The organism is Tardiphaga sp. 866_E4_N1_4 (assembly GCF_052076075.1).
GTDB classification, from domain to species: domain Bacteria; phylum Pseudomonadota; class Alphaproteobacteria; order Rhizobiales; family Xanthobacteraceae; genus Tardiphaga; species Tardiphaga robiniae.
In genome coordinates this window covers 2,541,674-2,554,264 of record NZ_CP197242.1, presented here as the reverse complement: position 1 = coordinate 2,554,264, position 12,591 = coordinate 2,541,674, and the positions used below count along the sequence as shown (strand labels likewise).

Annotated in this window: 6 protein-coding genes; 3 read left to right on the top strand and 3 right to left on the bottom strand. The window is 62.0% G+C overall.

Annotated elements, in window-relative coordinates; translation table 11 throughout:
* Nucleotides 1-27: 27 nt before the first annotated feature.
* A complete protein-coding gene (locus AB8B20_RS12530) occupies nt 28-1,737 on the bottom strand; it encodes a ShlB/FhaC/HecB family hemolysin secretion/activation protein (protein WP_439072785.1) in 1,710 nt (569 codons plus the stop codon).
* A gap of 387 nt (nt 1,738-2,124) precedes the next feature.
* On the opposite strand from AB8B20_RS12530, the gene AB8B20_RS12525 reads away from it, so the two are divergent.
* The 3 genes from AB8B20_RS12525 to AB8B20_RS12515 all read left to right on the top strand — a co-directional run bounded on the left by AB8B20_RS12525 (nt 2,125) and on the right by AB8B20_RS12515 (nt 10,216).
* Nucleotides 2,125-2,778 carry a hypothetical protein gene (locus tag AB8B20_RS12525; protein WP_441253324.1) on the top strand — a complete coding sequence of 218 codons (654 nt, stop codon included), beginning with the start codon at nt 2,125-2,127 and terminating at the stop codon, nt 2,776-2,778.
* Nucleotides 2,779-2,845: 67 nt separating this feature from the next.
* Nucleotides 2,846-9,961, top strand: coding sequence for an MBG domain-containing protein (locus tag AB8B20_RS12520; RefSeq protein WP_439072783.1), 7,116 nt, complete (start codon nt 2,846-2,848; stop codon nt 9,959-9,961).
* Between the two features lie 72 nt (nt 9,962-10,033).
* Nucleotides 10,034-10,216, top strand: coding sequence for a helix-turn-helix domain-containing protein (locus tag AB8B20_RS12515; protein ID WP_439072782.1), 183 nt, complete (start codon nt 10,034-10,036; stop codon nt 10,214-10,216).
* A 260-nt stretch (nt 10,217-10,476) separates the two neighbouring features.
* On the opposite strand, the gene AB8B20_RS12510 is transcribed toward AB8B20_RS12515, so the two are convergent.
* Entirely contained in the window at nt 10,477-11,400 is a 924-nt protein-coding gene (locus AB8B20_RS12510; protein WP_439072781.1) for an HpcH/HpaI aldolase/citrate lyase family protein, read from the bottom strand.
* Nucleotides 11,397-12,563, bottom strand: a complete 1,167-nt coding sequence (locus tag AB8B20_RS12505) for a CaiB/BaiF CoA transferase family protein (RefSeq protein WP_439072780.1) — start codon at nt 12,561-12,563, stop codon at nt 11,397-11,399. The genes AB8B20_RS12510 and AB8B20_RS12505 overlap by 4 nt, the downstream gene beginning before the upstream one ends.
* Nucleotides 12,564-12,591: the final 28 nt, after the last annotated feature.

The window sequence follows — 12,591 nt, the reverse complement described above, 5'->3', positions numbered from 1 at the left end:
TCTGTCCGTTGTTGCCATCTCTGGAGTCTAGTAGCGGATCGAGCCGCCGGCGAACACCATCCAGCCGTCGAGGCTGGAAGCGCTGGCGCGTCGTTCGCTCAGCTCCACGAAGCCGGACAGCGACGGGGCGTCGGGTGCCTGTGGCGCGAGCTGGAAGCGCATACCGCCACCATAGTTGTTCGCGCGAATGACGGGGATTTCCAATACGGTCGGCATTTCATAGCGGCGCTCGCCAGTAGCTGCAAAGACGTAAGGTACGATTGCATGCGGTTCGGCGATGAACGGGAGCTGGGTGCTCCAGCCGAACTCTCCGCGTCCCACCCAGCCTGTATCGCCGGCGAGCGTGCCGGCGGCGAAGCCGGACAGCATGTTGGTGCCAATGATCGGAAACTGCTCGGATGTGAGCATCGGGCGACCGAATGATGTCTGGCCTGCGAGTCCTGCCGAGAGAAACAGATTCTCGGGAAGCGTTTGCATGACGTCGATGCGACCGTCGAGCTTGCTGAATTCGGCGTCTGCGCCTTGCCGCGAAAGTGGGAGCAACGGCGTTGCATCGGCTATGGAGCGGGCCCCAAGCGCATTGATGCCGTGAGAATAGGTTGCCGTGTAGCTGAGGGTGGTTCCGCTTTCGCGTAGTCGCAGGATGCCGTCGAGGCCGACGCGTGGCACGCGCGTACGGTCAAGCGATAGCGGCGTGGCCGGTGTCGTAATCAGCGTGCTGACCTGTTCCTCTGTGAGATCAAATCGCGCATTGAAGCTCAGTTCGGTGTCGCGGCGTTTGACAATATCGTAGGCGAGTTTTGCGCGCCCTTGCCGGAAAACACCCTGTGATGCGAATATCGCATCAACCCGCGGGGTCGTGCGACCATCGGTGAAGCCGAGTTCGAACCGCCAGCCGTCGATACCGAGTGGGACGGCGAGGTTTGCACCGAGATAGCGGCGCGTCGGATAGGGCGTCACGAAATCATTGTCGGGCAGTCCGGCGATGGAGATCGAGATCTGTTCGCCAAATCCCGTCAGATTGTTGAGCGAGAAATACGTTGCCGCCTGCCACTCGCCAAAGGATTTTGGCATGCCATTGTCGAGATAGAGGCTCGCCGAGACTGGCCTGTACCGGCCGCTAAGCACCAGAACAGAGCTGCCGACGGCCGAGCCGGAAGCAAAAGTGGCATTGAGAACGAGACCCGGTGTATCGCCCGCAATCAGCAATTGCCGTTCGAGTTCGCTCTGCGTGAGGCGTCGCTTGTTGAGCAGCGGCGCCAGCACGGCTGCAACGCGAGCAGCCGATGTTCCGGACAGGGTGCTGGTATCGAATTTCTCGACATAGCCGTCAATGACGCGCAGCTTTACACGTGCGCGCCGATCAAGTTCCTGGGGCAGGATGACGACGCGCACGAGCGGGTAGCCTGCGCGCACATAGGCTTGCTGCAACTTGTCGGCAAGGCCGAACAGATCTGCGACCGTAACGGACCTTCCCAGCATCGTCGCCGCGGCTTCTTTTCTCGCTATGGCGATCTCATCAAATTCGCCTTCGATGTCGATCCCGGTTAGGATGAAAGTCAGCTTTTTGGCAGCGTCCGGCACGGTTGAGCCGGCGGCGATTTGCGGCAAGGTAATACGCGTCGATGCGGGCGGCGTGGCAATCGTGGGTGGTTGTACGAGGCTTGGTGCGGGAGCGGGGGATTGAGCGAGCGCGCCGCTGCACGGCGATCCCAAGGCGATTGCGATCAACGCCAAGGATTTCTTTGTCGAACGAATAGACATCAAGACAACCCCAGAACTTCCCACGTGCAGTGCGCATGCATCCGTCGGTCATGCGCAATCCGACGACTGGCATCGTCAGGCTGCAGCGACGCGGCGCATATATGCATGGATAGTTTGGGCATGCATCAACCATAACGGTCGTTGATGGCCGATGTGAACGAGCGTTCACACGGTGTTCGAAACTGATTGCATCCAGCCCCTAATAAGACGCTGGTATCATGGGCATCGGCCGCGTTTGCGCAGCCCGGGGCGGTTCTGCGCTCAACCGATGCAATTGATCGCTTAGGAGTTGAGCAGGTGAGAGATCGTTTCGGCACTTCCATTCGTTGTGATTCCGCTTCGCATGCGCTCAAGCGCGCGATGGCACGGCTGATCCTCGTCGCAGCGATTGTCGCGGGCGTGGCCGATGTTTTTCCGGCCCGGGCGCAGCAGGAAGCACCGAAATATGAAGTCACCGGATTCCGCGATGCCCGTTTCGGCATGACGGAGGCGGAGGTGCGGGCCATCGTGACGAAGGCATTCAATGTCAAGGGGACCGACATCGCGAGCAGCGTGAACAGCATCGAGGGCACGAATGTCCTGACCGTCGCTGTGCCGTCGCTCGATCCTGGTCCGGGCGCTGCACGGGTCGCCTACATCTTCGGCAACAAGTCGAAGAAGCTCATTCAGGTCAATGTCGTCTGGGGCGAGGTCGCCTCCACGCCGCCGGTCGATCCCAATGCGATGATCACTGCCGGCACGCGTCTTGAGCGCTATCTCGCAGGCTTTGTCTGGAAGAAGGACACCCTGCGCTCGGGCATTCCCGTTGGCGACAATACGATTGTGCTGTTCGCCGGCGAGGATGAGAAGAAGGGGGCGGTCCGGCTGATCGCCGATGGCGTCAAATACCAGATGCAGCGCGAAGGCAATCAGACCACTTCGCCGGACCCGAAGGGGCCGCCGAAGCTGATCATCAACTACATCGCTGAACGCGACGATCCCGACATTGCGCGGATCGAGCGCGGCAAATTCTAAACAGGGCAGACAAGACGACCTCGGGAGCGCCGGTCAACGGCGCCCGTGCAGGTGACAGGAGCTGGGCATGACACAGACATATGACGTGACGCCGATCCGCGGCAGCGTGAGGGCGGCTTTCGCACCGCTGGTGTTCGGCTGCGTGGTGTTCAGTGGCAGCATTGCACTGGCGCAGACGCTGCCGGGCGGAGGCGCCGTGACCCATGGCGCCGCGAGTATCGCCGCGCCGTCGAACGGGACGCTGAACGTCAACCAATCCTCGAACAGCGCCATCATCAACTGGAATTCGTTCTCGATCGGTGCCGGTGGCACCGTCAACTTCAACCAGCCGAGCGCGGCGGCTGCCACCCTCAACCGCGTTACGGGTACCACGCCTTCCAGCATCGCCGGCACGATCAACGCGCCCGGCACCGTGCTGCTGGTCAATCCGAACGGTATCGCGATCACTAATACGGGTGTCGTCAATACTGGCTCTTTCGCGGCCTCAACGCTCGACATCAGGAACGAGGACTTCCTATCGGGCAAATACAAGTTTACCGGTAACGGCTCCTCGGCTGTTGTCACCAATGCCGGCCGCATCAACGTGTCCGATGGCGGCTTCGCAGCGTTGCTCGGTGGCCGCGTCGCCAATGACGGCGTCATTTCGGCGCGGCTCGGCAAGGTCGGTCTCGGCTCCGGCGAGATGATTACGCTCGATCTGTCCGGCGACGGCTTCCTGTCGGTCGCTGTACCGTCCAACCAGCTTGGCAATCTCGTCGATGGCACCGGCAAGGCGCTGGTGACCAATAGCGGAAAGATCCGTGCCGATGGCGGACAGGTGTTCCTCAGCGCCGCCACGGCGAACAACATCCTGCGCGATGCGGTGAACGTCCCGGGCACGATCCGCGCCAATTCGGTCGGCACCCGCGCCGGGCGCATCGTGCTCGGTGGCGGCGAGGGTGGCCGCGTCAACGTGTCCGGCCGTGTCACGGCGACCGGCAAGTCGCGCAATCAGGTGGCTGCCAAAAAGACAGGCGGCCAGATCGACATCAGCGGCGCCGAGATCGCGCTGGCCGGTGCGCGCATCGACGCGTCGGGCGCGGCCGGCGGCGGCGGCGTTCGCATCGGTGGCGATGCCTATGGTCGCGGCGATTTCCAGCATGCCGTCAAGGTCACGGCGGATTCGGCGACGGTGATCCGCGCCGACGCGCTGGACAGCGGCAAGGGCGGCAAGATCGTGCTGTGGTCGGACGGTCTCACCAGCGTGCGCAGTACGTTGTCGGCGCGCGGCGGTGTCAATGGCGGCGACGGCGGCCTCATTGAGACCTCGGGCAAGCAGCTTGATTTCGCTGGCATCCGCGTCGATGCGTCAGCGCCGAAGGGCCGCACCGGCGACTGGCTGCTCGATCCGGTCACACTGACCATCGATTCCGCGGCGGCGGCGACCATCGGCGCCAATCTCGGCGCGGCCAATGTCACGCTGATCACCACGGCATCGTCCGCGAGCGGCCCGGGCAACCAGACGCAGGGCGCCGGCGATATCATCATCAATGCGCCGATCTCCTGGACATCGGCCAATACGCTGTATCTCAATGCCTATCGCGACATCCAGATCAACGGCACGATATCCGGCCGCAACGGGACGCTGTGGCTGACGTCGCCCGGCAGCATCTCGCAGACCGCGCCGATCATGGTGTCTAACCTGGTGCTCCCGATGACGTTCACGTCGGTATCACTGACCAGCGCCGGTAATGTCGTCGGCCGGCTGTCGAGCGATACAGCGAGTGTGGGCTGGGGGAACGAAGACCCACAGCCGTTTACTCCCGGTTCGGTGGCATTCACCAACAACGGCAATCTGGTAACCGGCGACCTCATTGGGCGCGATATATCGCTGGTGATCGGCGGCTCGCTCACTTTCGAAGGCAGCATTCGCGCAACAGGGACGGCGGCCTCGACCTCGACATCGATCGTGGCGTCGGGCGACGTCACTGCCGGAAGGATCGGCAGCATTGTCGGCGGCAATATATCGATCACGTCGGGTGGTGCGATCACCACCAACTCGCTGGGCTCGTTCGGCACGATCAATCTGCGGTCGGCCGGAAATATCCAGATCAACGATCACATTTCCAACTTCAACAGTGCGCTGACTTCGGTGACGCTCCGCTCCGACAACGGCCTCGTCAACTTCGCGTCCAATGCGCGGGTGAATACGGCCACGCCCGTCGAAATCTTTTACAATCCCTATGCGGCAACCGGCAGCTACGCCAATACGATCAACTATTCCAGCATCACGCAGAGCGGCTACGGCGCGACCGTGGCAGCGTATATGCTGGTGAATGATGTCTACCAATTGAAGGGAATCGAATCCAATCTCGGCGGTACCTACGCGCTGGGCCGGGACATCGATGCCAGCGTGACGTCGACCTGGACCTGTCTGAGCGGCATCTGCCGCGGCTTCGATCCGATCGGTGCGTTTGGAGATGGTCGCCCCTATCAGGGCTTCACCGGTACGCTCGATGGCCGCGGCTATGCGATCCTGAACATGTACCAACGCCGCGGCGAAGGGCAGGTCGGCGGTGGCGATGTCGGCGTGTTCTACCAGAACAATGGCACGATCCGGAATGTCGGTATCATCGGCGGTTCGTTCAGTGGCAATGCCAGCTATGTCGGTTCGATCGCCGCAGAGAACAATGGCACGCTGACGAATGTTTATTCGACGGCGAGCGTGACCAACATCGCCAGTTCGCTGGGCGCGGGCGGTCTGGTGGCACGCAATAATGGCATCATCAATGGCGGCTCCTATTCGACCGGTGCCATCCGCGGCTATGTTGTTGGCGGCATCGCCGGCTACAATTACGGTACCATCCAGGACTCCTATTCGGCCGGCTCGGTCACCGGCGCGACGGCAGGTGGCATTGCCGGCATCAATGGCGAAGGCGCCATGGTCCGCTGGACTTATTCGCTTGCCAGCGTGAACGGCACGAGCTGGACCGGCGGTCTTGTTGGCGAAAATCAATGGAGCGTGATGGGCTTCGCGTCGCTTCAAGATTCGTATTTCGCGGGCGTGGTGTCCGGCACCAATGTGGGTGGCATCGTCGGGCGCAACCAGTTCCGCGACTGGGATACGATGGAAAGCTTCAATTCCCAGCACAGCCAGTCAGCACGCATCTGGCATGTTTACTGGGATCAGGCCACGTCCGGCACCAGCCGCGCCTTCGGTCGCTCCTATCACGACATGCCCGGCGGCTGGACGTCGGAGCAGATTCAATATGTTGCTGCGCTGAACACGAATTCCGACAACAGCCCGTATTCGCTTAACTCCTACAGCAATTTCAACGACCCGAACTATCTCAATGGATACCAGGAAGGCAACTTTCACTCCCACTGGTACATGGTGGACGGCTATACGCGCCCGTTCCTGAAGGCCGAATATTCGACCAACATCCAGAACCTGCACCAGTTGCAACTGGTGAATATGAACGGTGCTGCCAGTTACAAGCTTGCGCGCGACATCAACGCGTCGGCAGAATTGTCCACCGGGATGTGGAAGGGCAACGCCTTCTCGCCGATCTCGCCGATCAGCTATAGCGGTTACACGACGAAGTACTTCATGCGCCTGCAATTTGGCGAGAATCGACCGTCCGATTCGTATGAGGTCTGGAACAATGGAGTGCGCGAGGTCTACACGACTGTTTATACGCTGGGCGAGACAGGATATTCGCAGTCGGGACAGTACGCCGACTACGCGAAAACGGCAGCCTCGTTCACCGGAACATTGGACGGCCAGGGTCACGCGATCAGATACCTCTTCGTGAATATGACCGACGGCAATCATGCGGGCGTGTTTGCCTATCTGGCATCCGGCAGCGTGGTGAAGAATCTCGGCGTCGTCGATAGCAGGATCATAGCCGACTGGGGATCTGCCGGCTCGATCGCTGGCGTGAGCGACGGCACGATCTTCCGCTCATGGGCGTCGCGCAGCGATGACGCGAGCGGGGTCTATTCGAACTGGGCCGCCGGCGGCCTGGTCGGCTACAATCGCGGCACGATCGAAGAGTCCTACAGCACAGTCGCGGTCGAGGCTGTTGGCCAGCAGTCTGATTACGTCACCTTTGTCGGCCAAGGGGGCGGCCTCGCCGGCGTCAACGTGAACGAAAACGGCGGACCCGGGCGGATCGTCAATTCCTATGCGACGGGCCTCGTGCGCGGCAATGGCACGATCGGCGGTCTCGTCGGTACCAATGCGACCAATGACGGCACGGGCACCATCATTAATTCCTATACGACCGGGCGGCTCGACCGAGCCTGGAACTATGGGGTGCACTTTGTCGGCTCGGTCGTCGGGCGCAATGTAAGCGACAACGGGCGGACGGGAACGGTCACCAATACGTATTACGATTCCAGCGTCTCGAATCCGTCCTGGCTCAATCCCAATCGTGGCCAGACCTTCGTCGGCACCGGCCTGACCACGGCGCAGATGCAGGATCTCAACACGTTCCGCACCGTCTATACCGGCTGGGATTATCGCAACGTCTGGATCCCGTCGAACAGCGCGGGCCAGTCGGACGGCGTCGCGCGCTATCCGGAATTCTACTGGGCCAATCACGTCGCCGTCGTCGAGACATCGAATGCCACGCGCATGTATGGCGATGCCAATACGACGCTGGCGGCGATGATCTACGGCCTCAAAAACTACGATACGCCGAACAAGATTCCGCTTGCCCTGAGCACCACCGCCAATCAGTCGTCGGGCGTCGGTACCTATGCCGTGACGGCGGGGATGACCGTCCTGCCGCCGCAGGCTGTCGGCGCTGGTGCCCCGAGCCAGGGCGGGTTTGGACCGCAATATCTCGGCATGCGGATCAACAACGGGAACGACATCCTGTGGGATCGGAATTCGACCGCGCAGCAGATCGCGGATCGCATCAATCAGTTCACCTCGCAGAACGGCGTATCCGCCACGGTCAACGGCAATGGTGCGATCGTTCTCACCGGTACGTCGGACTTCTTCCTGGTTCCGATGGGCGTGACTATTGGCGATGGCGTGACGTGGCTGCGCATGACGCCGTATGTGACCAACCGTCCTACCCAGCTCCAGCCCGTCAGCAATGACGGATCGACCTATCGCATCGTCAATCTGCCGAGCGGGCAACTGACGGTGACGCAGCGTGCGATCACGGTGGCGGCCGATGCCGGTCAGGGCAAGACCTATGGCGACACAGGTTCCGCCCTCACCTGGCAGGTGACCAGTGGATCGTTGGTGAATGGCGACAGTCTCACCGGCACGATCGGCCGCGCCGCGGGCGAGAATGCCGGCAACTATGCCATCAATCAGGGCTCGCTCGCCGCATCCTCGAACTATCGGGTGAGTTTCGTCGGGAACGATTACAGCATCGCCAAGCGCACCGTGACGCTGTCGCTCACCGGCACGGTGGAGAAGCAGTATGACGGCACCAACACCGCCGCGCTCGGCACCAACAATTTCACGCTGAGCAATGTGGTGGTGGGCGATTCCGGCCTGCTGTCGGTGACGAACCTGCCGACCTCGGGCGCCTATGACAATGCCAATGCTGGAAGCGGCAAGACCGTCTCGTTCAATCTCGGTTCCGGCGGCCTCACCGGCAGCGCGGCCGGCAACTACACGCTGGTCGTCAACAATAGCCGCAATATCGGTAACATCACCAAGGCGGCGCTGACCATCACGGCGAACGACCAGTCCAAGACCTATGGCGATACGCTCGCCCTCGGCAGCAGCGGTTACAGCATCGGCGGCACGCTTTATGGCACCGACCGCGTGACCGGCGTGACGCTGGCGAGCCTCGGCGCGGATGCATTGGCGAATGTGACGGGCGCGCCCTACGGGATCACGGCCAGCAATGCGCTCGGCAATGGCCTCGGCAATTACACAATCAGCTATGCCGGCGGTTTGCTGTCGGTCACTGCGGCGGACATCATCGTGTCGGCGAATGGTGGCAGCTCGGTCTATGGCCAGTTGCCGTCCAATCCGGGCCTCTCGGCGAATGGTTTGAAGAACGGTCAGGATGTCGATGTCCTGACCGGCCTGAGCAATTCATTCGGCATCCTGCCGACGACGGGCGTGGCCGGCGGTCCGTATACGCTCAGCGTGGCGGGAACACTGACCAATGCGAATTATCGCGTGGCGGCGCGCAACGACGCCAGCTGGACCGTCACACCGGCGTCTATCGTGGTCTCGGCCAATGGCGGCACATCGGTCTATGGCAGCTCGCCGCTCAATCCTGGTCTGTCGGCCACCGGCTTGCAGAATAACGAGGGCGTCGACGTTCTTGCGGGCCTTCGCAACTCGTTCGGCATTACCGCGACCAGCGGCGTGGCACATGGGCCATATGCGCTCAGCGTGCTCGGCACGCTGGCCAATCCAAACTATCAGGTCTCCGCGTTCAATCCGGGTAGCTGGACCGTCACGCCAGCCTCCATTGTTGTCACGGCCAATGGCGGCACATCGGTCTATGGCAGTTCGCCGCTCAATCCCGGCCTGTCGGCCATCGGTTTGCAGAACGGTCAGGGGATTGAGGTTTTGACCGGGCTCGTCAATTCGTTCGGCATCACCGGCCGGACCGGCGTCGCGGGCAATCCCTATTTGCTCGACGTAGCCGGAACGCTGACCAATCCGAACTATGCGATCTCGGCCCGCAACAGTGGCGTCTGGATCGTGACGGCCGCGCCGCTGACAGTCACCGCAGATCCCCAGAGCAAGATGTTCGCAGAGCTTGATCCGGCGCTGACCTATCGTCTCACCGGCGGCACGCTGTTCAACGGCGACCGCTTCTCCGGCTCGCTGGAGCGCGCGCTGGGTGATGTGGTGGGCGACTATGCCATTCGGCTAGGCTCGCTCGGCGTTTCGCCGAACTATGCGCTGAGCTATGTCGGGGCGGTTTTCACAATCAAGTCGTTCAACGTCTCGCTCGCGCCACCCCCCGGTCAGATCGCCGTGGTCAACCCGGCCGCGCCAACGGCCAATACGATGTCGCCGTCTCCTGTCGGCAGTGCGAGGTCCTCCTTCGATAGCCTCTTCCAGGAGCCGCCGAGATCGCCGGCTCCAACCGGAATCGTCGCCGGCAGTGCTGGCGGGAGAACCAACACCAACGGATCGTCCAATGATGACGTGACGAACTCCATCGGTGGTGAGCGACGCGACGAGAGAAAGCGGAGGAACGGTCGGTGAAACGACTCTCGCCGGCAGCTCCGCGTTCTCCGAACTGCTCTCAAATCAACGAATAATTGTGATGAGAGACGTGTGCTGAAAGAAAGGATTGGAACTCTTGACGCCGCGCGATCGCTCTTAGCTCACGCCAAGCTTAAAAGCACTAGAGTTGCCTATGCGTGCGGATACGACAGCATCGCAACATTCTATCGCGTGTTCCGAAATGCGACGGCGATGACGCCCAACGACTGGCGTGCGATGCATCGCAAGATCTAACCCGCAGTTGCTTCAAGAACGATCGTGCCATGGGATGACCGCTTCTGGTGCAAAGTCGTCATTCGATCCCTTTGCGATTCCATGAGGGGAGGGTCGGGGATGCGCATATGACTCGCATTCCGCCGACCTAGTACGCGAGATGACGCCGCGTCTGACAGCACCGTTGTCAATTCTCGTCCTCAGCGGCTGTTGCAAGCCATCCGACGATGCAGCAACGTGTGTTTGCGAGAAGCAAGCGCGAGCGAACCGGGCCTGGTCCTTTATGACGCAAAGCGAAGGATGCGCTCGGCCATTCTCACATTGGCGAGATCGAGCATCCGGCCGTCCAGTGTCACGGCGCCATGCCCGTCCCGTTCGGCGGCGCGCATCGCTTCGATGACACGTTTCGCCGATGCGATGTCGCTGGCTGACGGGACGAATGCGGACCGCGTCGGCTCGATCTGGTCGGGATGGATCACCTGCTTGCCGTCATAGCCCATGCTTGCCGCCTTGACCGCGGAGCCGAGCGTGCCTTGGTTGTCCCGGAATGCGCCAAAAGGCCCGTCGATCGCCCTCAGCTGGAAGGCGCGTGCCGCGATCAGAATCCGCATCATCGGATAGGCGAACAGGTCGAGCGCTGTTTCCCGGTGCTCCTCCGCTGCGGAGGCGACGTGCCTGTAGTCGCGCGGGGACAATCCGATCTCGTCGCTACGCGCGCCGATCGAGGCGCTGAAATCGCCGACACCGAAATGCAGCGCGGCGACTGTCGCATGCGCAGCGGCGAGGGCATCGACATTGACCACGCCGAGGGCGGTTTCGATCAGGAGCTCAAGCTCCAGCGGATGGTTTCGGTCGCCGCGATGCTGCGACAGCCGCTCGCCGATGCCAATCACATCGGTCACGCGTTCCGCTTTCGGCAGCAAGACGGCGTCCAGTCTTGCGAGGCCGGACAGCTTTTCGACTTCCTCCGCGATGGACGGGCTGTCGATCGCATTGATGCGAACCGTGACGGTCTTCCGCCCCCAGTCCAGCCGCGTGATGGCATCGATCGCCGTCCGCAAGGCGGCGTTCTTTTCGCCGACGGGAACAGCGTCTTCGAGGTCGAGAAACACGGCGTCCGCTGCAGATCCCGCGGCGCGCTCGACCATGCGTTCGCGATGCGCCGGCACGGCAAGATAGGTCCGCGTCAGTCGAGGGGCGGTCATAAGCGGGCTCGTTCTCGGAGTTCAGAGAGGATCGCGTCGGTGTGCTGCCCGACCGCGGGGACCGGACCCATCTGCGGCGTCAGGCCGGGGATCGTGATGGCCGGGAGATAGCTGGTGACAGCGCCATTCGGCGTATCGACATTGACGACGCGATGACGGCTATGCAGTTGCGGGTGATCGAGAAATTCCTCGACGCTGTTGAGGCGCGCATTGGCGATCGAGGCCTGCTCCAACTGGGCCAGCAGCTGGTCGCTGGTGGTGCCGGCAATGCGGCTTTCGATCAGACGTTCGAGCTCGTCGCGGTTGGTCATGCGATCCGGATTGGTCACGAATCGCGGATCGATGGCGAGATCGGCGTCATCCAGGACGTTCGTGCAGAGCGACAGCCATTCGCGTTCGTTCTGGATTCCGAAAAACACCGTCTTGCCGTCGCCGGCGCGAAACGGACCGTAGGGCGCGATCGTGGCGTGGCGCATGCCGGTCCGTTTCAGCGGCTTTCCGGCGCCCGCTGTATAGAGCGAGGGATAGCTCATCCATTCGGTCATCGCATCGAACAGCGACACCTCGAAGGCGGTGCCGCGCCCGGTGCGTTCGCGCGCATAGAGCGCCATCAGAACGCCGTTCAGCACATACATGCCGGTGGCGATATCCGCGATGGCGATGGCGCCCTTGGCGGGATGGTCTTCCGAACCGTTGATCGAGAGCAGGCCGGTCTCGCATTGCACCAGCAGGTCATAGGCCTTTTTGTCGCTATACGGCCCGCCCGATCCATAGCCGGAGATGTCGCAGGCGATCAGGCGGGGAAAGCGCTCAACCAGAGCCTTCGCATCCAGCCCGAGCCGCTGCGCCGCTCCCGGCGCCAGGTTCTGCAGAAAGACGTCGGCGCCGGCGAGCAGGCTTTCCAGCGCGTCGCGGTCCTGCGGCTGCTTAATGTCGAGCGCCAGGCTTTCCTTCGACCGGTTGGTCCAGACGAACTGGCTCGACATGCCGTTCAGGACGAAGTCGTAATCCCTGCAGAAATCGCCGCGTCCCGGCCGCTCGATCTTGATAACGCGGGCGCCCCAATCCGCCAGATGTCGGCTGGCCAAGGGCGCAGCAATCGCCTGCTCGAGCGATACCACGGTGACGCCCGACAGGGGCAAGGCGCGCTTTTCTTGGTCCATCTGCTGTCCCGACAGTATTGCTCCGGGC

Coding starts and splice junctions, on each gene's coding strand:
- AB8B20_RS12520 (WP_439072783.1), top strand. CDS start 2,846: ATGACACAGACATATGACGTGACGCCGATCCGCGGCAGCGTGAGGGCG.
- AB8B20_RS12510 (WP_439072781.1), bottom strand. CDS start 11,400: ATGACCGCCCCTCGACTGACGCGGACCTATCTTGCCGTGCCGGCGCAT.
- AB8B20_RS12525 (WP_441253324.1), top strand. CDS start 2,125: ATGGCACGGCTGATCCTCGTCGCAGCGATTGTCGCGGGCGTGGCCGAT.
- AB8B20_RS12505 (WP_439072780.1), bottom strand. CDS start 12,563: ATGGACCAAGAAAAGCGCGCCTTGCCCCTGTCGGGCGTCACCGTGGTA.